This is a genomic window from Rhodobacter ferrooxidans (assembly GCF_000176015.1).
In the GTDB taxonomy this organism is placed as follows: domain Bacteria; phylum Pseudomonadota; class Alphaproteobacteria; order Rhodobacterales; family Rhodobacteraceae; genus Pseudorhodobacter_B; species Pseudorhodobacter_B ferrooxidans.
This window is the reverse complement of sequence record NZ_ACYY01000001.1, coordinates 77,190-99,594: the sequence shown is the minus strand read 5'-3', so window position 1 is coordinate 99,594 and position 22,405 is coordinate 77,190. Positions and strand designations below refer to the sequence as shown.

At 66.4% G+C, this 22,405-nt stretch carries 24 protein-coding genes and 1 riboswitch; of the genes, 18 read left to right on the top strand and 6 right to left on the bottom strand.

The window, feature by feature from the left end; translation table 11 throughout:
- Positions 1 to 37 precede the first annotated feature (37 nt).
- The 3 genes from RSW2DRAFT_RS00505 to cobU all read right to left on the bottom strand — a co-directional run bounded on the left by RSW2DRAFT_RS00505 (position 38) and on the right by cobU (position 2,118).
- Positions 38 to 910, bottom strand: coding sequence for a glutathione S-transferase (locus tag RSW2DRAFT_RS00505; RefSeq protein WP_008026953.1), 873 nt, complete (start codon positions 908 to 910; stop codon positions 38 to 40).
- A 72-nt stretch (positions 911 to 982) separates the two neighbouring features.
- Positions 983 to 1,561, bottom strand: a complete 579-nt coding sequence (locus tag RSW2DRAFT_RS00500; protein ID WP_008026951.1) for a histidine phosphatase family protein — start codon at positions 1,559 to 1,561, stop codon at positions 983 to 985.
- Positions 1,558 to 2,118 carry a bifunctional adenosylcobinamide kinase/adenosylcobinamide-phosphate guanylyltransferase gene (gene cobU / locus RSW2DRAFT_RS00495; RefSeq protein WP_040671365.1) on the bottom strand — a complete coding sequence of 187 codons (561 nt, stop codon included), beginning with the start codon at positions 2,116 to 2,118 and terminating at the stop codon, positions 1,558 to 1,560. Before cobU ends, RSW2DRAFT_RS00500 begins: the two co-directional genes overlap by 4 nt.
- A 55-nt stretch (positions 2,119 to 2,173) precedes the next feature.
- Here cobU and RSW2DRAFT_RS00490 point away from each other — a divergent pair, with 55 nt between their 5' ends.
- The 4 genes from RSW2DRAFT_RS00490 (at position 2,174) to RSW2DRAFT_RS00475 (ending at position 5,945) form a co-directional block, all read left to right on the top strand.
- On the top strand, positions 2,174 to 3,052 hold the full coding sequence (locus RSW2DRAFT_RS00490; RefSeq protein ID WP_008026946.1) for an RNA polymerase factor sigma-32: 879 nt from the start codon (positions 2,174 to 2,176) through the stop codon (positions 3,050 to 3,052).
- Between the two features lie 156 nt (positions 3,053 to 3,208).
- Entirely contained in the window at positions 3,209 to 4,405 is a 1,197-nt protein-coding gene (gene coaBC, locus RSW2DRAFT_RS00485) for a bifunctional phosphopantothenoylcysteine decarboxylase/phosphopantothenate--cysteine ligase CoaBC (protein WP_008026943.1), read from the top strand.
- 47 nt (positions 4,406 to 4,452) lie between these two features.
- Positions 4,453 to 4,920 carry a dUTP diphosphatase gene (dut, locus tag RSW2DRAFT_RS00480; protein WP_040671364.1) on the top strand — a complete coding sequence of 156 codons (468 nt, stop codon included), beginning with the start codon at positions 4,453 to 4,455 and terminating at the stop codon, positions 4,918 to 4,920.
- Positions 4,920 to 5,945 carry a HesA/MoeB/ThiF family protein gene (locus RSW2DRAFT_RS00475; protein ID WP_008026937.1) on the top strand — a complete coding sequence of 342 codons (1,026 nt, stop codon included), beginning with the start codon at positions 4,920 to 4,922 and terminating at the stop codon, positions 5,943 to 5,945. The genes dut and RSW2DRAFT_RS00475 overlap by 1 nt, the downstream gene beginning before the upstream one ends.
- Here RSW2DRAFT_RS00475 and RSW2DRAFT_RS00470 read toward each other — a convergent pair.
- Positions 5,912 to 6,712, bottom strand: coding sequence for an alpha/beta fold hydrolase (locus RSW2DRAFT_RS00470; RefSeq protein WP_008026935.1), 801 nt, complete (start codon positions 6,710 to 6,712; stop codon positions 5,912 to 5,914). The two genes, RSW2DRAFT_RS00475 and RSW2DRAFT_RS00470, sit on opposite strands and share 34 nt — an antisense overlap.
- A 347-nt stretch (positions 6,713 to 7,059) precedes the next feature.
- On the opposite strand from RSW2DRAFT_RS00470, the gene RSW2DRAFT_RS00465 reads away from it, so the two are divergent.
- The 4 genes from RSW2DRAFT_RS00465 to RSW2DRAFT_RS00450 all read left to right on the top strand — a co-directional run bounded on the left by RSW2DRAFT_RS00465 (position 7,060) and on the right by RSW2DRAFT_RS00450 (position 10,013).
- Positions 7,060 to 7,509, top strand: coding sequence for a hypothetical protein (locus tag RSW2DRAFT_RS00465; protein ID WP_008026934.1), 450 nt, complete (start codon positions 7,060 to 7,062; stop codon positions 7,507 to 7,509).
- Positions 7,510 to 7,521: 12 nt separating this feature from the next.
- Positions 7,522 to 8,313, top strand: a complete 792-nt coding sequence (locus tag RSW2DRAFT_RS00460; protein ID WP_008026932.1) for a hypothetical protein — start codon at positions 7,522 to 7,524, stop codon at positions 8,311 to 8,313.
- A 72-nt stretch (positions 8,314 to 8,385) separates the two neighbouring features.
- Complete coding sequence (locus RSW2DRAFT_RS00455; RefSeq protein WP_008026931.1) at positions 8,386 to 9,174, top strand: transporter substrate-binding domain-containing protein; 789 nt, start codon at positions 8,386 to 8,388, stop codon at positions 9,172 to 9,174.
- 38 nt (positions 9,175 to 9,212) lie between these two features.
- Positions 9,213 to 10,013, top strand: coding sequence for an amino acid ABC transporter permease (locus RSW2DRAFT_RS00450; protein ID WP_008026929.1), 801 nt, complete (start codon positions 9,213 to 9,215; stop codon positions 10,011 to 10,013).
- A gap of 93 nt (positions 10,014 to 10,106) precedes the next feature.
- Here the strand turns inward: RSW2DRAFT_RS00450 and RSW2DRAFT_RS00445 are convergent, their stop codons facing one another.
- Both RSW2DRAFT_RS00445 and RSW2DRAFT_RS00440 read right to left on the bottom strand, forming a co-directional pair.
- A complete protein-coding gene (locus RSW2DRAFT_RS00445; protein ID WP_008026927.1) occupies positions 10,107 to 11,165 on the bottom strand; it encodes a Gfo/Idh/MocA family protein in 1,059 nt (352 codons plus the stop codon).
- 3 nt (positions 11,166 to 11,168) lie between these two features.
- Positions 11,169 to 11,951 carry a ThuA domain-containing protein gene (locus RSW2DRAFT_RS00440; RefSeq protein WP_008026925.1) on the bottom strand — a complete coding sequence of 261 codons (783 nt, stop codon included), beginning with the start codon at positions 11,949 to 11,951 and terminating at the stop codon, positions 11,169 to 11,171.
- Positions 11,952 to 12,093: 142 nt separating this feature from the next.
- Here RSW2DRAFT_RS00440 and RSW2DRAFT_RS00435 point away from each other — a divergent pair, with 142 nt between their 5' ends.
- The 10 genes from RSW2DRAFT_RS00435 (at position 12,094) to RSW2DRAFT_RS00390 (ending at position 22,289) form a co-directional block, all read left to right on the top strand.
- Entirely contained in the window at positions 12,094 to 13,344 is a 1,251-nt protein-coding gene (locus tag RSW2DRAFT_RS00435) for a lytic murein transglycosylase (RefSeq protein WP_008026923.1), read from the top strand.
- Between the two features lie 172 nt (positions 13,345 to 13,516).
- Entirely contained in the window at positions 13,517 to 14,539 is a 1,023-nt protein-coding gene (locus RSW2DRAFT_RS00430) for a PhoH family protein (RefSeq protein ID WP_050786751.1), read from the top strand.
- Entirely contained in the window at positions 14,523 to 15,029 is a 507-nt protein-coding gene (gene ybeY / locus RSW2DRAFT_RS00425) for an rRNA maturation RNase YbeY (protein ID WP_008026917.1), read from the top strand. Before RSW2DRAFT_RS00430 ends, ybeY begins: the two co-directional genes overlap by 17 nt.
- A 38-nt stretch (positions 15,030 to 15,067) precedes the next feature.
- Entirely contained in the window at positions 15,068 to 15,997 is a 930-nt protein-coding gene (locus RSW2DRAFT_RS00420) for a transporter associated domain-containing protein (RefSeq protein WP_008026916.1), read from the top strand.
- Between the two features lie 62 nt (positions 15,998 to 16,059).
- Positions 16,060 to 17,484: an apolipoprotein N-acyltransferase gene (lnt, locus tag RSW2DRAFT_RS00415; RefSeq protein WP_083800626.1), complete on the top strand. Its 1,425-nt coding sequence runs from the start codon at positions 16,060 to 16,062 to the stop codon at positions 17,482 to 17,484.
- 34 nt (positions 17,485 to 17,518) lie between these two features.
- A riboswitch (SAM-SAH riboswitch) is annotated at positions 17,519 to 17,566 on the top strand.
- Between the two features lie 7 nt (positions 17,567 to 17,573).
- Complete coding sequence (gene metK / locus RSW2DRAFT_RS00410) at positions 17,574 to 18,740, top strand: methionine adenosyltransferase (protein ID WP_008026912.1); 1,167 nt, start codon at positions 17,574 to 17,576, stop codon at positions 18,738 to 18,740.
- A 183-nt stretch (positions 18,741 to 18,923) separates the two neighbouring features.
- Positions 18,924 to 19,631 (top strand): tRNA (guanine(46)-N(7))-methyltransferase TrmB, encoded by a 708-nt coding sequence (trmB, locus tag RSW2DRAFT_RS00405; protein ID WP_008026910.1) that lies wholly within the window; start codon positions 18,924 to 18,926, stop codon positions 19,629 to 19,631.
- A 63-nt stretch (positions 19,632 to 19,694) separates the two neighbouring features.
- Entirely contained in the window at positions 19,695 to 21,044 is a 1,350-nt protein-coding gene (aroA, locus tag RSW2DRAFT_RS00400; protein WP_008026908.1) for a 3-phosphoshikimate 1-carboxyvinyltransferase, read from the top strand.
- Between the two features lie 58 nt (positions 21,045 to 21,102).
- Positions 21,103 to 21,711: a (d)CMP kinase gene (locus tag RSW2DRAFT_RS00395; RefSeq protein ID WP_008026907.1), complete on the top strand. Its 609-nt coding sequence runs from the start codon at positions 21,103 to 21,105 to the stop codon at positions 21,709 to 21,711.
- Entirely contained in the window at positions 21,708 to 22,289 is a 582-nt protein-coding gene (locus tag RSW2DRAFT_RS00390; RefSeq protein ID WP_008026905.1) for a hypothetical protein, read from the top strand. Before RSW2DRAFT_RS00395 ends, RSW2DRAFT_RS00390 begins: the two co-directional genes overlap by 4 nt.
- Positions 22,290 to 22,405: the final 116 nt, after the last annotated feature.

The window sequence follows — 22,405 nt, the reverse complement described above, 5'->3', positions numbered from 1 at the left end:
TCCCGTTCACCTTGGTTAACGGCTAGGCGGGAATGGTTTAAGATTGGTAAATTTCAACGAATTTCGGCCAGGCTTCTGGGTCGGCGGCGGTCTTGTCGCGGCAGAACGGGTTGCAAAAACCCCAGGTCTTGCCGCCGAGTTCCATGAAATCGGTGACGGGCTTGCCGGAATAGGGGCAGGTGGGGTTGACCGAGGGGCCGGAGGCCACCGCCTTGGCCGCCAATGGCTGTGGGCCGGGCCAGGGCCGCTGCGGATAGTCGCGCCGATAAAAGTCCTGATCGGCACCATCAACCATGCCCATCGCCCGCCAGCGCCGGAACGACGGGTGCGCCAGATGCGCGGCTACATAAGCCGCAGCTTCGGTGCTGACCGGCAGGTTGTAGGTGGCGATGCGGCTGGCCACCGGGCTGTAGAACGCATCCGCCGCCGAATAGGCACCGCAGAGCCAGGGGCCGGTGCTGCCAGACTGCGCGCGCGCCCAGGCCCAGACGGTTTCCAGCCGGGCGAGGTCTGCCAGCACCGCCTCGGGCGGTTCGCAGGTCTGATAGCTGACCCGCAGGTTCATCGGGCAATGGTTGCGCAGGGCGACAAAACCGGCGTGCATCTCGCAGGCCAGCACCCGGGCGGTGGCGCGGGCCTTCGGATCGGCGGGCCACAGACCGGCCTCGGGGTGACGGCTTGCCAGTTCCTCGGCAATCGCCAGGCTTTCCGGCACGACGCAGCCGTCGGGGGTGCGCATCACCGGCACGGTGCGGGCAGGCGGGAAATCGGCCAGCAGGCGGGGAAGCTCGTCGGTGTAAAGCCGGGCGGTGCGGGTCTGCACCGGGATGCCGAAAGCATCGAACAACAGCCAGCCGCGCAAGGACCAACTGGAATAGCCGCGGTCGCCGATCGCAAGGGTGTAGGTCATGTTACCTCCGGTTTCCGGCAGGTTAGGCGGCACGGCCTGCCTAAGCCAAGCGCGGATTTGTGCGCAGGCCGATCACGGAAGGTGATTGATCACCTCGGCCCGCCGCGCGTTCGGCAGATGCGCGATGCGGGTGACCGAAAGGTTGTCGATCTTGTGCCCAAGCGCCTGATAGGGGCTGACCCCCAGCGCCGCCTGCACCTGGGTCAGGATCACGCCGACATGCGCCACCACGATGATGTCGCGGCCCTGATGGTCGGCCAGCAGCTGCGCCACCGCCGCCGCCACCCGCGCCGAAGCCGCGTTCCAGCTTTCGCCATTCGGTGGGGTGGTATCGCCCGGCGTCTCCCAATAGGCGCGGCTGAGGTCGGGGTGGGTTTCGGCAACTTCGGTGAACAGGCGGCCATCCCAGTCGCCCAGGTTGAACTCGCGCAGGCCGGGCATGTGCGGCAGGCGCTGGCGGCCCTTGGCCACGGCATCGGCGGTGGCCGAGGCGCGGATCAGATCGGAGGACACCAGCAGCGCACGTGGCGGCAGATAGGCGTGCAGCCGGGCAATGCGGGCGGCGTCGGAAAGATCGGCGGGCACATCGCGCCAGCCGACAAAGGCGCGTTCATGCGTCGGGCCGTGCCGCACCCACCACAGCCTTGTCATGCCACACCCTTTGGCAGCGTGCCCTTCAGCACCATCGGCAAGCCCGCCATCACCGCCACCACCAGCCCGGCCTGCCCGGCAAGGCGCTGGTTCAGCCGCCCCTGCGCATCGCGGAACCGCCGGGCGAGCGCGTTTTCCGGCACGATCGACCAGCCGACCTCGTTGCTGACCACCACCACCGGGGCTGCACAACCGGCAATCGCGGCCAGCAGCGCGTCGGTTTCGGCCTCAAGATCAGCCTCGGCCAGCATCTGGTTGGACAGCCACAGCGTCGCGCAATCGACCAGCACCACAGCCCCCGCGGGCACCTCGGCCAGCGCAGGCCCAAGGTAAAGCGGCGCCTCGACGGTGTGCCAGCCGCCGCCACGGTCGCTGCGATGCGCGGCAATCCGCGCCTGCATCTCGTCATCCCAGGCCTGTGCCGTGGCGATATAGACCCGCGGGCGGCCGGAAGAAATCACCAGCCGCTCCGCCAGTCGTGACTTGCCAGAACGTGCGCCACCAAGCACCATGCAAAGATGTGGCAGGGATTCGGCTTTAAGGATTGATCCAGTCACGTCTTTGCCTCGTAGAATGTGTATCGGACGCACTACAGCCGGTGGGGAGGTTGTCATGGCGCTAGACGGATATACCGACGCAAGGCTGTCGCGCCAAGCGATGAAGGCCGAATTGCTGGACGCCGAAACCGAATTGCGGCTGGCCTATGCCTGGCGCGACCAGCGGGATGAAGCGGCGCTGCACCGGCTGATCACCGCCTACATGCGGCTGGCAATCTCGATGGCCGCGAAGTTCCGCCGCTATGGCGCGCCGATGAACGACCTGATCCAGGAAGCCAGCCTTGGCTTGATGAAAGCCGCCGACAAGTTCGACCCCGACCGTGGCGTGCGGTTTTCGACCTATGCGGTGTGGTGGATCAAGGCCAGCATCCAGGATTATGTGATGCGCAACTGGTCGATGGTGCGCACAGGCTCGACCTCCAGCCAGAAGTCGTTGTTTTTCAATCTGAAGCGGGTGCAGGCCAAGCTGGAGCGCGAGGCGGCGCAGCGTGGCGAGTCGCTGGACGGCCACCAGTTGCGCGAGATGGTGGCGCGCGAGGTCGGCGTGCCGCTGGCCGATGTCGAGATGATGGAGGGGCGGCTGGCGGGCTCGGACTTCTCGCTGAACGCCACGCAATCGTCGGAAGACGAGGGCCGCGAATGGATCGACGCGCTGGAAGATGACGGCGTGCAGGCCGCCGAAGCGGTGGAGGGCGCGCATGATGCCGCCCGGCTGCGCGGCTGGCTGGTGGTGGCGATGGCGGCGCTGAACCCGCGCGAGAGGTTCATCGTGACCGAGCGCAAGCTGCGCGGTGACGGGCGCACGCTGGAAAGCCTTGGGGCGGAACTGGGGCTTTCCAAGGAGCGGGTGCGGCAGCTTGAGGCCGCGGCCTTTGCCAAGCTGCGGCGCTCGCTGGAAGGTCAGACCCGCGAGTTGCATCATTTTCTGGGCTGAGACGTCGGGCCAAAGCCAAAAATCTTCGAAGATTTTTGCTAAAACTTTTGGAAAAGTTTTCTGCCGCTCTGCGGCATCTGCGGTGGGGCAAGAACCGGTTGAGTTCGCCTGTCTTGCCGCCTACACCTGTGACAGACCCCTGTACAGGAGCCGCAGATGCTGGCGGGCAAGCGTATTCTTCTGATCATCGGCGGCGGTATCGCGGCCTACAAGGCGCTGGATCTGATCCGTCGTTTGCGCGAACGCGGGGCTGCGGTGGTGCCGGTGTTGACGCAGGCCGGGGGGGAGTTTGTCACGCCCTTGTCGGTTTCGGCTTTGGCTGGGGCGAAGGTGTACCGCGATCTGTTCGATCTGACCGACGAGGCCGAGATGGGGCATATCCAGTTAAGCCGCAGCGCCGATCTGCTGGTGGTGGCACCGGCCACCGCCGATCTGATGGCGAAGATGGCGCATGGGTTGGCGGGCGATCTGGCCTCGACCCTGCTGTTGGCCACCGACAAGCGGGTGCTGCTGGCCCCGGCGATGAATTTGCGGATGTGGCAGCACGCCGCCACGCAACGCAATCTGGCGCAGTTGCGGGCGGATGGGGTTCTGACCGTGGGGCCGAATGACGGCGAGATGGCCTGCGGCGAATACGGGCCGGGGCGGATGGCGGAGCCGCTGGAGATCGTGGTGGCGATCGAGGCCGCACTTGGGGCAGGGCCGTTGCGTGGCAAGCATGTGCTGGTGACCTCGGGTCCGACGCATGAGCCGATTGATCCGGTGCGCTATATTGCCAACCGGTCCTCGGGGGCGCAGGGGGCGGCGATTGCCGGGGCCCTCGTTGCACTCGGGGCGCAGGTGACTTTCGTCACCGGACCTGCGGCGGTTGCACCGCCTGCGGGGGTGCGGTTGGTGGCGGTGGAAACCGCGGCGCAGATGCTGGCGGCGGTGCAGGCGGCGCTGCCTGCCGATGCGGCGGTGTTTGCCGCGGCGGTGGCGGATTGGCGGGTGGTGCGGGCGGCTGCGGGGAAGATCAAGAAAGACGCCTCGGGCAAGCCGCCAGTGCTGGAATTTACCGAGAATCCGGACATTCTTGCGACTGTGGCGCAGATGGCTTCGGGGCGGCCGCGGCTGGTGGTGGGGTTTGCAGCGGAAACCGACGACGTGCTGGCGCATGCGTCCGCCAAGCGGTTGCGCAAGGGCTGCGACTGGATCGTGGCCAATGATGTCAGCCCCGCGACCGGGATCATGGGCGGGGCTGAGAATGCAGTGACCTTGATCAGCGCCGATGGCCAGGAGGTCTGGCCACGAATGGCGAAGGCCGAGGTGGCGCGCAGGCTGGCGGAGCGGATTGCGGCGGCATTGGCGTAGCTGCGCTCCGCGCGGGGATATTTGAGCAGAGAAGAATGGGGTCAGGCATGGGGCCGGAATTGCGGGTGATCTGGGAAGATTGGGCCGACCGGTCCTTGCCCTTGCCAAGCTACGAGACGCCGGGGGCGGCGGGGGCGGACATTCGCGCCAATCTGCGGCCCGAGGATCGGGCGACGGGATTTACCCTTGATCCGATGCGGCGGGCGGTGATCGCGACCGGGCTGCGGGTGGAAATCCCGCAGGGGTTCGAGATGCAGATCCGGCCACGCTCGGGGCTGGCGCTGCAGTTCGGCATCACTTTGCCCAACACGCCGGGCACCATCGACAGCGATTATCGCGGGCCTTTGGGGGTGGCTTTGGTCAACCTGGGGTCGGAGCCTTACACCATCCACCATGGCGACCGGATTGCGCAACTGATCGTGGCGCCGGTGGTGCAGGCGCGGTTCGCGCTGGTGGAAAGCCTGAGCGATACGGCGCGGGGCGAGGGCGGGTTCGGCTCGACGGGGCGGGGCTGATGGGGCTGGTTCTGGGGCTGGCGCTGGCGATCTGGGCGCTTGGCGCGTGGATGCGGGTGCCAGGTTCGGTGCGGCTGGCGGCGATTGCGGCGCTGTGGGCGGCGGTGATGCTGGCGCATCTGGTGCTGCCTGAGGGCAATGGCTTGCGGGTGGCGGTGGGGGGATCGGCACGGGTCTGGGCAGTGCTGGGCGGGGCGGTGGCGCTGGGGCTGGGCTATGGCGCGGTGGTCAGGCGGCTGCGGCGGCGGCTGGCGCCTGTGGTGGCCACAGTGGCGCCGCCAAGCGAGGCGGAACGCTATGCCCGCCACATCATGCTGCGCGAGATCGGCGGGCCGGGGCAGAAAAAGCTGCGCGCGGCGAAGGTGCTGGTGATCGGCGCGGGGGGGCTTGGCTCTTCGGCGCTGTTGTATCTGGCGGCCAGCGGGGTGGGTTGCATCGGGGTGATTGACGATGACGTGGTCGAGGTCAGCAACCTGCAACGCCAGATCATCCACTCCGACGCGCGGCTTGGCATGGCCAAGGTGCAATCGGCCACCATCGTCATGCGGGCGCTTAATCCATTGGTGGAGGTGCGCCCCTACAATCGGCGGCTGACCGAAGATATCGCGGCGGAACTGGTGGCGGAATATGATCTGGTGCTGGACGGGTCGGACAATTTCGACACCCGCTATCTGGTGAACCGGGTCTGCGTGACCCTGGGCAAGCCGTTGATTTCGGCGGCAATCACCCAGTGGGAGGGGCAGATCGGGCTTTACGATCCGGCGCGCGGCGGGCCGTGCTACGAATGTGTGTTCCCGCTGCGCCCTGCCCCCGGTGTGGTGCCGACCTGCGCCGAGGCGGGGGTGGCGGCGCCCTTGCCGGGAGTGATTGGTGCGATGATGGCACTGGAGGCGGTAAAAGAGATCACCGGCGCAGGCCAGGGTTTGCGCGGGCGGCTGGTGATCTTTGATGGGCTATATGGCGAAAGCCGGGTGATCGGCGTGCAAAAGCGTCAGGGCTGTGCGGTCTGCGGCGGGTCGGCCTGAAGCTTGCGCGCGCCCAGCACCTCGATCAGCGTCGCGTAATGCGACAGGCCCGGCAGTTCGATCAGCGTCGCATTGGGCAGGCGGGCCTGCATCACCTGCGCCATGGCCACTGGCGTCCAGGTGTCGTCGCTGCCATGCCACAGCGTGACCGGGGTGGTGATGCCGTCCAGCACCGTGGCCCAGGGGTGGGCATAGGCCAACAGCTCGGCCTTGTAGGCGGGCAGGTGGTCAACCACGCAACCGCGGATGCAGGCCGCAATGCCGGTCTTGAAGCGCGGCTGGGTGGCAAGTGCGGCATCGGCACCGTTGGCCCCGGCAAACAGCGTGTTGAACAGGTGCAGCGGCATCTTGTGGGCAAAGGCGCGCTCGGCGGCCATCAGGGCGGTGAACTTCAAGCCGCCATCGCGGGCGGCCTTGAACACCGCGCGCCCCGCCATCTGCGGCAGGAAATCGCCCAGCTCCAGCGGGGCTGCGGCAGAGATCAGCTCGATCTTTTCCACCCGCGCGCCCAAGCGTGCCGCGACCATCAGCGCCGTCATCGCCCCCAGTGAAAAGCCCACCAGATGCAGCGGGCCTTGCGGGTGGTTTTTGGCGATTGCGGCGGCAAGGGCGTCGATGCCTGCGGCATGGTCGGCGGCCTTGTCCAGCAGCGACAGCCGAGCGACCGGGTGCAGGGCCGGGGCATCATCGGGCAGGCCAAGGGCGGCAAGCTCGGACGGGCTGCCGGGCAGGCCGTGGAAATATAGCCGGATCGGGTCGGTTGTCATCGGTGCCGGTTCCTGTTGCAGGGGCCGCGCGCAAGGTGGACCTGCGGGCGGGTCTTGTCAAACCACCGCCCGTACTGCGGGCTGCGACTGTTTCGCCTGCCGTGGCGCTGCGGGGCGGGCCGACTGCCACGTTGATTTTCGCCTTGAAACATGTATTGTGAATGAATGATTCTTGCGGCCTTTGCCGGTGTCTTGCTGCCCTGATTTTCGGGCGGATTCCTGTTGATTTCAATTGTTTCAGCGACCGACACAGCAACCGCTGTGCGCGCGCTTCTGGCTTGAAACCCATCCATTCGCCCAACCGGTTGGCCCAGCGCCAGCCGAGGGTGCCAACATGAGGATCGGAAATGTCGAGCGATGTGAAACTCAATGACGGCAGTGACGCAAGCTGGGTCACCGTCGAGGCCAATGTGCTGAACGTCAAGGGAACCGACGTGATCCTCGACTCGGCCGCGCGCCGCGGCGGGCATGGCGGGCCGTTCCGCCGCGCACTGGTGCATGATCAAAGCGACGGGCTGACGATCAATTTCAACAACGACTATCCCGGTGGCGTCACCATCAACGGGTTGCGCGCCAGCCTGCGGGTGCTGACGCAATCGACCACGCCTGCCACCGCCAGGTTGCCGAAAGACGGCGCCATTGGCGATCTGCTGGTGGTCGAGCATGTCGGTGACAACGAGGTGGTGCTGATGGAGCCGACCACCTCGCTGTGGCTCTGCGAAGGCAGGGGGCGGTCGCTGACCCTCACCTCCTGGCGGCAGATCGCGCTGGGTGCCCGCGTCACCGGCACCGAATAGGGGGGCGTGGCCATGGCACTTTACGCTTTCCGGCTGGATCTTTTGCATGTGCTGGTGAAGCGCGGCAAGCTGACCGATTCCGATGTGGTGACCTTTGCGGTGCTGGTCAACAAGGTCGAGCGCGGCGCGGGTGCGGGGCTGTTTCCGGCGCTGGCCGACAATACGCAAGTGCCGACGGCGGCGGTGGCGATGACCAGCCGGCGCGGCGCGGCACTGAACTGGATCATCGGGCCTTTCGAACTGGAGCCCGACGACGCGGTGGACGTGATCTTTACTGCAACCAATACCAGCGACAGCCAGATCTCGGATCAGGACGCCGAACGGCTGCAACTGAAGATCATGGACGAGATCCTGACCACCGCCATCGGTGCCATTGGCGGGCCGATCGGCGCGGCGCTGGGTTTTGCCTTGGGCTCGGTCACCGATCCGGTGGCAAAATTTCTGGGATGGGAGCCGCGCGGCCCCTGCAACGGCCTGGTGCTGGCGGATTCGGTGGCCTTCAGCGGTGCTGCGCTGGGACGGCTGGGCTTTGGCCCGGTGACGGTGCACAACTCGTTCAACTCGCTGCCCAATGCCACCGAATTCTCGATGACCAAGGATTATACCGACGCGGCCAACCACGACACCGAGATTTGCGGCGAGGTGGCGCGCACCGAGATGACGTTTTCGGTGCTGGCGCTGGCACCGCCGATCTCGACCGCCTTCTATGCCAAGCGCCGCAAATCGCCGGTCGGCAGTCTGGCCGGTTTGCGGCCCGGCGGTGATCCGGTGGGGGTGAAATCGCTGCTGGGAATCCTGCCCTGACGCTGGCACCCGCTTGCATACCGGCAGGGGCGCGGCCATAGTCACGCATCGCTCGTGACATGGAGTCCCCTGATGAAACTGACTGCTGCCTTTGCCGGGCTGGTTCTGGCCCTGGGTGCCAATTTTGCCGCCGCCGAAGCCTTGCCCGATCTGGCCGGGCGCGAGGTGGTGGTGGTGACCGAAAACGCCTATCCGCCGTTGCAGTTTCTGGATGCGCAGGGGGCGGCGATCGGCTGGGAATATGATGCGGTGGCCGAGATGGCCAAGCGGCTGAACCTGAAGGTCAGCTATGCCAACAGCAGTTGGGATGCGATGATCCCGGCGGTGTCGGGCGGCGAATACGACATGGGGATGACCGGCATCACCATCCGCGACGACCGCAAGGAACAGGTTGATTTCTCTGATCCCTACATGCGCTCGGAAATGGTGATGCTGGTGCGTGGCGACGAGGCGCGTTTTACCGATGCCAAATCTTTCGGCGCCAACCCTGAATTGCTGATGGCCGCCCAGCCCGGCACCACGCCGTTCTATGTGGGCGTCTACGAGGTGCTGGACGGCAACGAGGCCAACCCGCGCATCAAGATGTTCGAGACCTTCGGCGCCGGCGTCGAAGCCTTGCGCGCGGGCGATGTCGATCTGGTGCTGACCGATGGCACGGCGGGCAACGGCTATGTGGCCTCCTCGGAGGGCAAGCTGAAGATCGTCGGTGACAAGCTGGGGGCCGAGGATTTCGGCTTCATCTTCCCCAAGGGCTCGGATCTGGTGGCGCCGGTCAACGCGGCGATTGCCGAGATGAAGGCTGATGGCACCTTGGACAAGCTGAACACCAAGTGGTTCCTCGACTACAAGATGGGCCAATGACCCGTCTGGCCCCCGGGTCCGCCTAGGGGCCGGTTGACATGGCTTCACGTCACGATTCCGACCGGGATTTTCCGTGGTGGCTGGTGCTGCTGGCGGGCTTGGTCTGCTGGATGTTCTACGAGGTCTGGGCCAGCCCGGTCTATGCGCAGGTGCTGGCGACTCTGTCCAAGGGCATCCGCATCACCGTGTTCGTGACACTGGTGGGCTTTGCGCTGGCCTGCCTGATCGGGCTGGGGCTGGCGCTGGCGGCGCAATCGCGGTTCCTGGCGTTGCGGCAGGCGGCGCGGTTCTATGTCGAAGTGGTGCGCGGTGTGCCGATCATCGTGCTGCTGCTGTATGTGGCCTTCGCGGCCACGCCGGCGCTGGTGCTGGCGTGGAACTGGGCCACCGGGCCCTTGGGGTTCGACCCGCTGAAATCGCGGGATTTCAGCCTGCTGTGGCGGGCGGTGATCGCGCTGACCCTGGCCTATGCGGCGTTTCTGGCCGAGGTGTTCCGGGCGGGTCTTCTGTCGGTGGACAAGGGCCAGATCGAGGCGGCGCAGGCGCTGGGCCTGAACGGCTGGCAGCGGTTTCGCCATATCGTGTTCCCGCAGGCCTTCCGCACCATCCTGCCGCCGCTGGGCAATGATTTCGTGGCGATGGTGAAGGATTCCAGCCTGGTGTCGGTGCTTGGGGTGGCGGATGTCACGCAACTGGGCAAGGTCACCTCGGCCGGAAATTTCCGCTATTTCGAGACCTATAATGTGGTGGCACTGATCTATCTGACCATGACGGTGACGCTGTCGCTGGGCCTGCGCAAGCTGGAGGCGCGACTGCGGCAGCGCAGCGAACAGCGCTGAGGCGAGGGCAAGTCACCAACGCGACCATGGGACTGCTGATCGACGGTGGCAGCGGCGTTGCGGCTGCTTTGCAAGCCGCGCATCCAAGCCGGATCACAACGGCAGCGCCAGCCCTTGCTGCCCTGCCGAATATTCGGCGGTATCCAGCATCCGTTGCAGCGCCGCGCCCCGGGCAAAATCCGGGGTAGGCGGTCCGTCGCCGCGGATGGCGTCGATGAAGCGCTGATAGACCGTCGGCACGGCGGGGCAGGGCACCTCGGTCCAGACGGCGCTTTGCAGATCGGGGGCAAGGCAGGCGTTCAACCGGCTGATGCCGTGTTCGAACAGCACCTCCAGCCCGCCTTTGTCGCCATAAATCCGCAGCCGCAGGTCATTCAGATGGCCGGTGGCAAAGCGGCTGGCCGACAGCGTGCCCAAGGCGCCATTGGCCAGCCGAAGCTGCATGGTCACACTGTCGTTGGCGTCCAGCACATAATCGCCAATCCGCCCGCCCGGCGCCTTGTCGAATGTGGCCAGCCGGGCCGAAACCTCTACCGGGTCAAGGCCGGCTATGAAGCTGGCGTAGTCCAGAATATGGATGCCGACATCGCCCAGCACGCCCTTTGACCCATGCGCCGTGGCAAGCCGCCACAGCCACTGGCTTTCGGTTTTCCAGTCGCCCCAGGCGGGCTGGGTCAGCCAGCTTTGCAGATAAGAGGCCTCGAAATGCCGGATGGTGCCGATGGCGCCGGCAGCGACCATGGCGGCCGCCTGCTGCACCGCGGGCACGTTGCGGTAGGTCAGGTTGACCATGGCCACCACGCCCGCACGGGCCGCCGCATCGGCCATTTCGGCGGCGTCGGTGGCATTGGTGGCCAAGGGCTTTTCGCACAGCACAGGCTTGCCCGCCGCCAGCAAGGGCAGGGTGGTGGCATGGTGGGCGGCGTCGGGGGTGACGTTGGTGGCGGCGTCAAACTGGCCCCAGTCCAGCGCTTCGGTCAGGGTCGCAAAGCGGTTGGCGATGCCATGCGTCGCGCAGAACGCCGCCAGCGGTTCGGCACGCGGATCGACCCCGGCCACCAGCGACACGCCGGGAATTGCGGCGAAATGCTCGGCGTGCTGGCGAGCCATGCCGCCGGTGCCAAGGATCAGCAGGCGGATCGGGCGGGGCATGGCCTAACGCAGCCCCTTGTCGCCATCGTGGTGCAGCCGGGGGCCGTGTTCCACGATCGGCTCCAGCGCCTGCTGCACGGGCGTGTTGGGCGCGTCATTGGGGTCGGCAATCCGCGCTGCGGGGTTGTGCGCCCATCTCACTGCGTTGCAAATCACCCGCTGCACGTTGGCGTCGTGATAGGTGGGATAGGTCTCGTGCCCCGGGCGGAAGTAGAACACATTCCCCGCGCCCCGCTTGTAGGTCAGGCCGGATCGGAACACCTCGCCGCCCTGAAACCAGCTGATGAACACCGTCTCCAGCGGTTCGGGCACGCCGAAGGGTTCGCCATACATTTCCTCGTGTTCCAGCTCGAAATGCTCCGGCAGATCGGAGGCGATGGGGTGGTTGCGGCTGGTGACCCACAGCCGCTCGCGCTCGCCCGCCTCGCGCCAGGTCAGGTTGCAGGGGCTGCCCATCAACCGCTTGAAAGGTTTGGAGAAATGCGCCGAGTGCAGGAAGATCATCCCCATGCCGCCCCAGACCGCGTCGCAGACCCGGTCCACCACCGCATCCTGCACCGCGCCATGCGCGGCATGGCCCCACCAGATCAGCACATCGGTTGCGGCCAGTTTTTCGGCGGTCAGCCCGTGGTCGGGCTGTTGCAGCGTCACGGTGCTGGCATCCATGCCGTTGGCGTTCAAGGTCGCCGCGATGCAGCCGTGCATGCCCTGGGGGTAGATCTCGGCCACCACCCGGTTGGTCTGTTCATGGACGTTTTCGCCGAAAACGGTGACGCGGATGGTCATGGCAGTCTCCGAAAGCAGGGGTGCCCGCGGCGGGGCGGTGATCATGGCTGGCATGACAGGGCGGCCAATGCCCGCGCGAAAGCTTTGCTGTGCCAGCGCTTTGCGATAGGATAGCGGCAAAACAACCAAAGGCGAGGGCAGAATGAGGGCAACACGGCGGGCGGTGGGTTTCGGGCTTCTGGCAACGGTCTTGTCGGCCTGTGTGGGCGGCACACGGATGGCGCCGCGTGCGGGGCGCAGCCCTGAGGCGGCGATGCCGATGGTGCCCAACTCCGGATTCGACGCCTGGGTGGCGGCGTTCCGGCCCCGTGCCGCCGCCAAGGGCATCCCGGCGGGCACGCTGGACGCCGCCTTTCGCAGCGCCGGTTTCCTGCCCGGCGTGATCGAGCGTGACCGCAACCAGACCGAATTCACCCGCACCACCGAGGATTATCTGGCCATCGCCGCCTCGGACGAGCGGCTGTCCACCGGGCGGGCGGCGCTGGGGCAATACGGCGGCGTGCTGGCCGAGATCGAGCAGCGGTTCGGCGTTGAATCCAACGTGGTGGCGGCGATTTGGGGGCTGGAAAGCTTTTTCGGCACCAGGCGCGGCAGCGTGCCGGTTGTCTCGGCGCTGGCGACGCTGGCCTACGAGGGGCGGCGGGCGGCGTTTTTCGAAAGCCAGCTGATCGCGGCGCTGAAAATTCTGGCCAATGGCGACGTGACGCCTGCGGGCATGACCGGCAGTTGGGCCGGTGCCATGGGGCATACCCAGTTCATCCCGACCTCGTATCTGGCCTATGCCGTCGATTTCCGCGGCGACGGGCGGCGCGACATCTGGTCGGACGATCCGACCGACGCGCTGGCCTCGGCGGCGGCGTATCTGTCGCGCTCGGGCTGGACCCGTGGCCAGCCCTGGGGGGTGGAGGTGCGGCTGCCCGCAGGCTTCAATACCGGGCTTGCCGGGCGGGGCAAGGGCCGCAGTCCGGCCGACTGGGCCGCCATGGGGGTGCGCAGCGTGCAAGGCGGGCAGGTGCCGAACCACGGCGCAGGCTCGATCCTGCTGCCGGCGGGGGCCAGTGGTCCGGCCTTCATGGTGTTCCAGAACTTCAACGTCATCCTGCGCTACAACAACGCCGAGAATTACGCGCTGGGGGTGGGGCATCTGTCGGACCGGCTGCGTGGCGGCCCGGCGATTCAGGGCGCCTTTCCGCCCGATGCCCAAGGCATGACCATCGACGACCGCCAGGAGATGCAGCGCCTGCTGACCGCCGCCGGGTTCGACACCGAAGGTTCGGACGGGGTGATCGGCACCAAGACCCGCGCTGCAATCTCGGCCTATCAGGCGCGTGTCGGCATGGCCGTGACCGGCGAGCCGTCGCTTGCCTTGCTGGCGCGGTTGCGGCAGGGCTGACGGCGGCCAGCGCCTGCAACGGCGTTTTGGTCGGCGTTGTGGGCCATATCTTGTGCGTTTGTCATCAAACTTCCACATTCCGCTGCGATGCAGGGGGTATCGACCGAATGTGACTTGTCAGGATGCATCCCGGGCCGCACACTCGGGGCGTGCAACCTGCCTGCAAAAGGAGATGTTCTTGGGCATCAGCGCGCTGACCCCCCCGACCCGGCCGGAAGAGCTTGTGGAAACGCTTCTGGAATTTCCTGACAATCGGCTGCTGATCGGCCTGTGTGGCGAGTTTGACCGCAACCTGAGTCAGGTCGAGCATCAGATGGGGGTGCATGTGCTGCGCCGTGGCAACCGGCTGGCGGTGATCGGTGACAAGCCGTCGCGCGATGCGGCGGCGGCGGTGCTGCGCGGGCTTTATGCGCGGCTGGAGGCCGGGCGCGGCGTGCTGGCGGCGGATATCGACAGTGCCATCCGCCTTGGCCGCCCGATGCCCGACCGCATGACCGGGCTGGACCAGATCGAGATGTTCAGCCCCGGCTCGGTCGAATTGCGCACCCGCAAGAAGGCGGTCGAACCCCGCACCGAGGCGCAGAAGGCCTATGTCGCCAATCTGTTCGCCAACGAGCTGGGCTTCGGCATCGGCCCGGCGGGCACCGGCAAGACCTACCTTGCGGTGGCGGTGGGGGTGACGATGTTCATCGGCGGCATGGTGGACAAGATCATCCTCTCGCGCCCCGCCGTGGAAGCAGGCGAGCGGCTGGGCTTCCTGCCCGGCGACATGAAGGAAAAGATCGACCCCTACATGCAGCCGCTTTACGACGCGCTGAACGATTTCATCCCGCAAAAGCAGCTTGCCAAGCTGTTCGAGGAAAAGCGGATCGAGATTGCGCCCCTCGCGTTCATGCGCGGCCGCACGCTGTCCAACGCCTTCGTGGTGCTGGACGAGGCGCAGAACGCCACCACCATGCAGATGAAGATGTTCCTGACCCGTCTGGGCGAGGGCAGCCGCATGGTGATCACCGGCGACCGCACGCAAGTGGACCTGCCGCGCGGCACCGCCAGCGGGCTACAGGATGCCGAGCGGATATTGGCCGGGGTCAAGGGCGTCAGCTTCAACTACTTCACCTCGAAGGACGTGGTGCGCCACCCGCTTGTCGCCCGCATCATCGAAGCGTATGAAGCCGACGATGGAGCCTCTGGTTGATACAGTTTACGAAGACCCGCGCTGGCAGGACCTGAACCTGGCCACGCTGGCCGATGCGGCGGCGCAGGCCACGCTGACGGCGGTGGGTCTTGACCCGCAGGGCTTTACCCTGTGCCTGATGGGTTGCGATGATGCGCGCATTGCCGAGCTGAACGCGGCATTCCGCGCCAAGGGGCAGGCGACCAATGTGCTCAGTTGGCCCTCGGAAGACCGGGCCGCCGAGGTGCCCGGCGGCGTGCCGGAATTGCCCGAACCCGGCACGGCGGACGACCCCGAGGAGTTGGGCGATATCGCGATTGCCTGGGAGACCTGCGCCCGCGAGGCCGCCGAGCAGGGCAAACCGCAGGTGGCGCATGTGACGCATCTGATCGTGCATGGCGTGTTACATCTGCTGGGCTATGATCATGTCGATGACGCCGATGCGGAATTGATGGAAACCACCGAGGCGGGCATATTGGCGGGGCTGGGGATCGCTGATCCCTATGCCTAGGGTGCCCGGTGTGGGGCGCAGTTTTGGACAAAGGACAGATGGGCAGTAGCAACGACGACGTCTCGGACGCATTTGGCGCAGAGGCGAAAGACGCCGAAGGCGCAGACCCGGCACAGCGCGGGTTCTTCGGGCGGATCTTCCGCGGCAAGAACGCCGACGAGGGCGACGACGCCCCCAGCCGGGCGAAACCGCAGGCGGCAGGCGGGCTGACGCTGCCTGGCATGGCCAACCTGCGGAAGTTGCGGGTGGATGACGTGGCAATCCCCAAGGTCGAGATCGTGGCGGTGCCGCTGGACATCGGCAAGGATGATCTGGTCGAGGCGTTCCGCAAGTCGGGCTATTCGCGGCTGCCGGTTTACAAGGGCACGCTGGACCATCCGCAGGGGCTGGTGCTGCTGAAGGATCTGGCGCTGCTGCATGGCTTTGGTGCGGCGGGGCGATTCAATCTGCGCAAGATGCTGCGGCCGATTCTTTATGCGCCGCCGTCGATGCCCCTGGGGGTGTTGCTGCAGAAGATGCAGAAAGACCGGGTGCATATGGCGCTGGTGATCGACGAATATGGTGGCGTCGATGGGCTGGTGACCATTGAAGACCTGATCGAGACGGTGATCGGTGAAATCGAGGACGAGCACGACGAGGCCGAAGGCGCGTTGTGGAAAGAGGAAAAGCCCGGCGTCTATGTGGTGCAACCCACAGCACCATTGCAGGAATTCGAGGCGGCGATCGGCGTGCGGCTGCGCACCGACGAAGACGACGAAGAGATCGACACGCTGGGTGGGCTGGTGTTCCTGCGCGCAGGCCGGGTTCCGGCGCGGGGCGAGATCGTGGCGCATGAATCCGGCGTCGAGTTCGAGGTGGTCGATGCCGATCCGCGGCGGCTGAAGCGGCTGAAGGTGCGGCTGCCGGGCGCGGCGCGTGCGGCGGCCGCGGCTGCGGTGCCGGCACCTGCGCCGAAATCCGAAGGCTGACGGTGGTCTGGGGCTGGCCGGGGTTGCGGCTTGCGGCTTTGGCCTTTGGCCTGGGTGCTGCAATGGCGGCGGGGCAGGCGCCCTTGGGCGCGTGGTATGTCACCGTTCCGGCGTTGGCCGGGGTGATCTGGCTGGTGGGGCGGGCGGATGGGGCCAAGGCGGCGGCGTGGCTTGGGCTGTTCGCAGGGGCCGGGCATTTCGGGCTGGCGCTGAACTGGATCATTGAGCCGTTTCTGGTGGACCCCGAGCAATACGGCTGGATGGCACCCTTTGCCGTGGTGCTGATGGCCTTTGGGCTGGGGCTGTTCTGGGCGGCTGCGGCGGCGCTGGCGCGCGCCTTCGCAGCGGGTCGGGCTGCCGCCCTGCCCTTGGCGCTGACCCTGACGGCGGTCGAGGGCTTGCGCGGCGTGGTGTTGACCGGCTTTCCCTGGGCGCTGATCGGGCACATCTGGATCGACACACCGCTGGCGCAACTGGCGGCATATGGTGGGCCGAACGGGCTGACGCTGCTGACCACACTGGCGGCGGCGCTGCCGGTGGCCTTGGGCTTTGGCGGGGCGGCGGTGTCGGTGGCGCTGCTGGCGGCCACCTTCGGGCTTGGCCAATGGCGGCTGTCGCAGCCCGATCCGGCGCCGCGCGGGGTGACCTTGCGGCTGGTGCAACCAAATGCCGCACAGGCGCTGAAATGGGAACCGGGGCCGGCGCGGATCACCTTCGACCGGCTGCTGGCCTATACCGCAGCGCGGCCTGCAGTCGATCTGGTGATCTGGCCGGAAACCTCGGTGCCCTACCTTCTGCACCCCGGCGAAGGGGCGGCGCTGGCGATTGCCGCGGCGGCGCAGGGGGTGCCGGTGGCGGCAGGGGTGCAGCGGGTTGACGGCACCCGCGGCTACAACACTCTGGCGGTGATCGGCCCCGGCGGGGCGGTGACGGCGCAATATGACAAGCACCATCTGGTGCCGTTCGGCGAATACATTCCCTACGGCGATGCCATGGCCGACTGGTTCGGGCTGCGGGCCTTTGCGGCGCAAGAGGGCAACGGCTATTCGGCGGGGCCGGGGGCCAAGCTGCTGGACCTGGGCGATAAGTTGGGCAAGGCGCTGCCGCTGATCTGCTACGAGGCGGTGTTTCCGCAAGACCTGGCAGCGGCGGAGGGCCGGGCCGACTGGATCCTGCAGATCACCAATGACGCCTGGTTCGGCACGCTGACCGGCCCCTTTCAGCATCTGGCGCAGGCGCGGTTGCGGGCGATTGAACAGGGGCTGCCGCTGGTGCGGGTGGCCAATACCGGGGTCTCGGCGGTGATCGACGCGCATGGCCGAACGGTGGCGGAAATTTCGCTGGGGCAGGCGGCGTTCCATGATGCGGCGCTGCCCGGCGCGCTGCCGCCCACGCCCTACGCCCGCTGGGGCGAGGTGCCGGTCTGGCTGTTGCTCGCGGGGCTCGCCGCCGGGTTGATCGGGGTCCGCCGCCGCATGGTCGCTTGACGCCCCGGCAAAGCAGGCGTAGCGGAGGCGGCATCGACCGTCACAACGGCTTCCTGGCGTGGCGGAATTTCCCAACGGAGCACTTCCCCATGACACGCAAGAACTACGTCTTCACCTCGGAGTCGGTTTCCGAGGGCCATCCCGACAAGCTGTGCGACCGGGTTTCCGACGCCGTGCTGGATGCCTTTCTGACCGAGGAACCCAACGCCCGCGTTGCCTGCGAAACCTTTGCCACCACCAACCGCGTCGTGGTTGGCGGCGAGGTCGGGCTGTCGGACAAGAAACACCTGAAAGAGATGATGGACCGGGTCGAGGACATCGTTCGCGGCTGTGTGATGGACATCGGCTACGAGCAGGACGAGTTCCACTGGAACACGCTGAAAGTGCAGAACTATCTGCACAAGCAGTCGGCGCATATCGCGCAGGGCGTGGACAAGGACGGGGCCGGCGATCAGGGCATCATGTTCGGTTACGCCTGCCGCGAGACGCCCGAGCTGATGCCGGCGCCGATTCAATATGCCCATGCGATCCTGCGGCGTCTGGCCGAGGTTCGCAAATCCGGGCAGGAGCCGACGCTGCGCCCGGATGCCAAATCGCAGCTTTCGTTGCGTTATGAGGATGGCAAGCCGGTCGAAGTGACCTCGATCGTGCTTTCGACCCAGCATGCGCTGGAAAGCCAGGGGTCGGACGATATCCGCGCGATTGTGGAGCCGTATATCCGCGAAGTGCTGCCCTCGGGCTGGATCACCGAGAAGACCGAATGGTGGGTGAACCCGACCGGGACGTTTGTGATCGGCGGGCCGGATGGCGACGCCGGGCTGACCGGGCGCAAGATCATCGTCGATACCTATGGCGGTGCGGCACCGCATGGCGGCGGGGCGTTCTCGGGCAAAGACCCGACCAAGGTGGACCGCTCGGCCGCCTATGCCGCGCGCTATCTGGCGAAGAACGTGGTGGCGTCGGGGCTGGCGGATCGCTGCACGCTGCAGGTGTCCTATGCGATTGGGGTGGCCAAGCCGCTGTCGATCTACGTTGACACCCACGGCACCGGCAAGGTTGACGAAGCGCAGATCGAGCGTGCCGTGGCCGAGTGCATGGATCTCACGCCACGCGGCATCCGCGAGCATCTGCAACTGACGCGGCCGATCTATGCCCGGACCTCGGCCTATGGCCACTTTGGCCGGGCACCGGAATCCGATGGCGGCTTTTCCTGGGAGCGCACCGATCTGATCGAGGCGTTGAAGAAAGCGGTCTGACGCAGGGCAGCACCGCAAGGATAGGCTCCGGCGGGGAACTGCCGGGGCCTTTTGTTTGGCGGGGGGGCCGTTCCGGCGGGCATCGAGCCCGCCAGAACGGCTTTGGCACCCGGATTTCGGCGGGTGGCTTGACGGGTGTGTTGGCGGGGCATAGGTGCAGCCGGTGCCGGTTTGGGGGATGCGATGAGCGATGAGGGTCCGGGCGAAGCAGGGGTGCCGCGCCGCAATTTTTACGGGCGGCGGTTTGGCCATACGCTGCGCTCCAGCCAGAAGGGCTATCTGAGCCACGATCTGGAATCGGTTCGGCCCTGGGGGATTTCGGTGGCGGAAAACCCCGGGCGGCAGGTGCTGGACCCGGTGGCGATGTTCGGGCGGGATTGTCCGGTCTGGCTGGAGATCGGCTTTGGCGGCGGCGAGCATCTGGTGCATATGGCGCAGAGTTACCCGGACATCGGCATCATCGGTTGCGAGCCTTACATCAACGGCGTGGCGATGCTGCTGGGCAAGATCCGGGCGGCGGGGGTGGGGAACTTGCTGGTGCATCCGGGCGATGTGCGGGATTTGTTCGATGTGCTGCCCGAGGCTTCAGTGGCGCGGGCGTTTCTGAATTACCCCGACCCCTGGCCGAAGAAGCGGCATCACCGGCGGCGGTTCGTGACGCAGGATCATCTGCTGCCGCTGGCGCGGGTGCTCGTGCCGGGGGCGGAGTTCCGGGTGGCGACGGATATCGCTGACTACATGCGGCAGGCGCTGGAGGAGGTGCCTTTGGCGGGATTCGATCTGGTCGATCTGGGCGGCGTGCCTTGGGGTGACTGGATTTCCACCCGTTACGAGCAGAAGGCGCTGCGCGAGGGCCGGGTGCCGCAATACGCGACGTTCCGGCGGCAGTGAACGGGCTGGACCGGGGCGGGGGCTTTGGATAGACCGGACCCGAGTTTGACGCGAGGGAATTGCATGTCTGCTGCTGGTGATGCGCAACCGATGACCGCCCGGAAATCCGGCCCGCTGCGTGGCGTGGCCGAGGTGCCGGGCGACAAGTCGATCAGCCACCGGGCGCTGATCTTTGGCGCGATGGCGGTGGGGGAAACCCGAATTTCCGGTCTGCTGGAAGGGCAGGACGTGCTGGATACCGCCCGGGCGATGCGGGCGTTTGGGGCGCAGGTGGTGCAGCATGGGGCTGGCAGTTGGTCGGTGCACGGGGTCGGCGTTGGCGGGTTTGCCGAACCGGCGGATGTGATCGACTGTGGCAACTCGGGCACCGGGGTGCGGCTGATCATGGGCTGCATGGCGACCCATGCCATGACCGCGACCTTTACCGGCGATGCCAGTCTGCGCAAGCGGCCGATGGGGCGGGTGACGGAACCTTTGGCGCTGTTCGGCGCGCGCAGCTATGGCCGCAAGGGCGGGCGGTTGCCGATGACCGTGGTGGGTGCAGCGCAGCCTGTGCCGGTGCGCTATACGACGCCGGTGCCCTCGGCGCAGGTGAAATCGGCGGTGCTGCTGGCGGGGCTGAACGCGCCGGGGCAGACCGTGGTGATCGAGCGCGAGCCGACGCGGGACCATAGCGAGCGGATGCTGCTGGGCTTTGGCGCCGAGCTTTTCGTTGAAGACAGTGCCGAGGGCCGGGTGATCACTCTGACCGGCCAGCCGGAGTTGCGCCCGCAGGTGGTGGCGGTTCCGCGCGATCCTTCTTCGGCTGCGTTTCCGGTTTGCGCGGCGCTGGTGGTGGAGGGATCGGACATTTTCGTGCCGGGAGTCAGTCAGAACCTGACCCGGAATGGGCTTTTTCTGACATTGGTGGAAATGGGCGCCGATATCGCGTTCCAGAACCCGCGCAGCGAGGGGGGCGAGCCGGTGGCGGATTTGCGGGTGCGGTTCGGCCCGTTGCGGGGCATTGAGGTGCCGCCCGAACGGGCGCCGAGCATGATCGACGAATACCCGATCCTGGCGGTGGTGGCGGCATTCGCCGAGGGGCGCACGGTGATGCGCGGGGTCAAGGAGTTGCGGGTGAAGGAAAGCGACCGGATCGACGCGATGGCGCGAGGGCTGGAGGCTTGCGGGGTGCGGGTCGAGGAGGACGAGGATACGCTGATCGTGCACGGCATGGGGGCGGGTGGCGTGCCGGGCGGGGCCACTTGTGCCGTGCATCTGGACCACCGGATTGCCATGAGTTTTCTGGTGCTGGGGATGGCGGCAAAAGCCCCGGTGACGGTGGATGATGCCTCGCCGATTGCGACGTCGTTTCCGGTGTTCGAGGGGTTGATGACCGGGCTTGGGGCGGTTCTGGACCGGGTGCGCGCGTGACGCGGGCAGGTGCCTCCGGCGGGGATATTTTTGAACAGATGAATGGGCGGGCGGATTGATGCAGTTCACGGTGGCGATTGACGGGCCGGCGGCGGCGGGCAAGGGCACCATCGCCAAGGCGGTGGCGGCGCATTTCGGCTTTGCCTATCTGGATACGGGGCTCTTGTATCGCGCCACCGCCCGCAAGGTGCTGGACGGCATGGACCCGGTGGCGGCGGCCAAAGCGCTGTTGCCGCAGGATTTCGAGCGGGCGGGGTTGCGCACCGCCAAGGTGGGGCAGGCGGCCTCGAAGATCGCGGCCTTGCCGAAGGTTCGGGCGGCGCTGGTGGGGTTTCAGCAGCAGTTTGCCCGGCGCGATGGCGGCGCGGTGCTGGACGGGCGCGATATCGGCACGGTGATCTGCCCGGGCGCCGAGGTGAAGCTTTTCGTCACCGCCAGCGATGAGGTTCGGGCGCACCGGCGTTGGCTGGAACTGAGTGCGGGCAACGAGGCGGTCAGCGAGGCGGATGTGCTGGCGCAGTTGCGGGAACGCGACGCGCGCGACCGCGAGCGGGCGACTGCACCGTTGAAGCCAGCGGATGATGCGCTGTTGCTGGACACCTCGGGCATGAGCATTGACGAGGCGGTGGCGCAGGCGGTGGCGTTGATTGCGGCGCGGATGGGATGAGCGATTGGGAAGACCTGGTCAATCTCATTAACTCGCGCGGTCATGCGGGCGTCTTCGCGCAACAGCGCGGGATACTCGAGCGCCGTGACCTGGAACTTTCGGTGGCCTTAGAATGGGCTCGTTCCGCGGCGGCAGTTTTCGGATTGGATGTTACTGAAATCAGGTCGAATCCTGCGGACCCACCAGACTGCGTTGCTTCGGTCAATGGGCGACAAGTTGGCATTGAACTGACTGAACTCGTCGATGGTGAACTCTTGGCCGAACTCAAATTTCGGTCTGAGCAGGACGGACGGCGCATCACATCGCATCATAGCACTGTGTTCATGCGCGCCCAATGGGATGAAATGCGGTTTCGCGCGTATATCGACCGGTTGCTAGACAAGAAGGCAGCAAAGGCAAAGGTTCCGTTCGATTTCCTAGTCGTTTATTCGGCAGAGACTTATCTCTCCTGCGAATTGGTCCGGCAGTGGATGACAAATGCGCCTTTCGCGCCGCGTGCAGGCATCGGAGCGGCTCATTTCCTGATGGACTACGTCCCTGGAGTATCCGAGCATTGGCCGGTTTTTCGGCTATACTGAAGAATCGGCGGCGCGGATGGCGGCGGGCTGACCCAAACGCGGGCTTTCCCTTGCCAGCAAGGCCGCAAGCGGCTATAGGCCCCCAATCCTGTGGCAGAGTCGTTACGGCCGGTTTT

What these genes read in the sequence shown, in the direction of transcription:
- RSW2DRAFT_RS00505 (WP_008026953.1), bottom strand. Translation starts at nt 910, where the DNA reads ATGACCTACACCCTTGCGATCGGCGACCGCGGCTATTCCAGTTGGTCC.
- RSW2DRAFT_RS00500 (WP_008026951.1), bottom strand. Translation starts at nt 1,561, where the DNA reads ATGACAAGGCTGTGGTGGGTGCGGCACGGCCCGACGCATGAACGCGCC.
- RSW2DRAFT_RS00490 (WP_008026946.1), top strand. Translation starts at nt 2,174, where the DNA reads ATGGCGCTAGACGGATATACCGACGCAAGGCTGTCGCGCCAAGCGATG.
- coaBC (WP_008026943.1), top strand. Translation starts at nt 3,209, where the DNA reads ATGCTGGCGGGCAAGCGTATTCTTCTGATCATCGGCGGCGGTATCGCG.
- dut (WP_040671364.1), top strand. Translation starts at nt 4,453, where the DNA reads ATGGGGCCGGAATTGCGGGTGATCTGGGAAGATTGGGCCGACCGGTCC.
- RSW2DRAFT_RS00475 (WP_008026937.1), top strand. Translation starts at nt 4,920, where the DNA reads ATGGGGCTGGTTCTGGGGCTGGCGCTGGCGATCTGGGCGCTTGGCGCG.
- RSW2DRAFT_RS00470 (WP_008026935.1), bottom strand. Translation starts at nt 6,712, where the DNA reads ATGACAACCGACCCGATCCGGCTATATTTCCACGGCCTGCCCGGCAGC.
- RSW2DRAFT_RS00465 (WP_008026934.1), top strand. Translation starts at nt 7,060, where the DNA reads ATGTCGAGCGATGTGAAACTCAATGACGGCAGTGACGCAAGCTGGGTC.
- RSW2DRAFT_RS00460 (WP_008026932.1), top strand. Translation starts at nt 7,522, where the DNA reads ATGGCACTTTACGCTTTCCGGCTGGATCTTTTGCATGTGCTGGTGAAG.
- RSW2DRAFT_RS00455 (WP_008026931.1), top strand. Translation starts at nt 8,386, where the DNA reads ATGAAACTGACTGCTGCCTTTGCCGGGCTGGTTCTGGCCCTGGGTGCC.
- RSW2DRAFT_RS00450 (WP_008026929.1), top strand. Translation starts at nt 9,213, where the DNA reads ATGGCTTCACGTCACGATTCCGACCGGGATTTTCCGTGGTGGCTGGTG.
- RSW2DRAFT_RS00445 (WP_008026927.1), bottom strand. Translation starts at nt 11,165, where the DNA reads ATGCCCCGCCCGATCCGCCTGCTGATCCTTGGCACCGGCGGCATGGCT.
- RSW2DRAFT_RS00440 (WP_008026925.1), bottom strand. Translation starts at nt 11,951, where the DNA reads ATGACCATCCGCGTCACCGTTTTCGGCGAAAACGTCCATGAACAGACC.
- RSW2DRAFT_RS00435 (WP_008026923.1), top strand. Translation starts at nt 12,094, where the DNA reads ATGAGGGCAACACGGCGGGCGGTGGGTTTCGGGCTTCTGGCAACGGTC.
- RSW2DRAFT_RS00430 (WP_050786751.1), top strand. Translation starts at nt 13,517, where the DNA reads ATGTTCTTGGGCATCAGCGCGCTGACCCCCCCGACCCGGCCGGAAGAG.
- ybeY (WP_008026917.1), top strand. Translation starts at nt 14,523, where the DNA reads ATGGAGCCTCTGGTTGATACAGTTTACGAAGACCCGCGCTGGCAGGAC.
- RSW2DRAFT_RS00420 (WP_008026916.1), top strand. Translation starts at nt 15,068, where the DNA reads ATGGGCAGTAGCAACGACGACGTCTCGGACGCATTTGGCGCAGAGGCG.
- lnt (WP_083800626.1), top strand. Translation starts at nt 16,060, where the DNA reads ATGGCGGCGGGGCAGGCGCCCTTGGGCGCGTGGTATGTCACCGTTCCG.
- metK (WP_008026912.1), top strand. Translation starts at nt 17,574, where the DNA reads ATGACACGCAAGAACTACGTCTTCACCTCGGAGTCGGTTTCCGAGGGC.
- trmB (WP_008026910.1), top strand. Translation starts at nt 18,924, where the DNA reads ATGAGCGATGAGGGTCCGGGCGAAGCAGGGGTGCCGCGCCGCAATTTT.
- aroA (WP_008026908.1), top strand. Translation starts at nt 19,695, where the DNA reads ATGTCTGCTGCTGGTGATGCGCAACCGATGACCGCCCGGAAATCCGGC.
- RSW2DRAFT_RS00395 (WP_008026907.1), top strand. Translation starts at nt 21,103, where the DNA reads ATGCAGTTCACGGTGGCGATTGACGGGCCGGCGGCGGCGGGCAAGGGC.
- RSW2DRAFT_RS00390 (WP_008026905.1), top strand. Translation starts at nt 21,708, where the DNA reads ATGAGCGATTGGGAAGACCTGGTCAATCTCATTAACTCGCGCGGTCAT.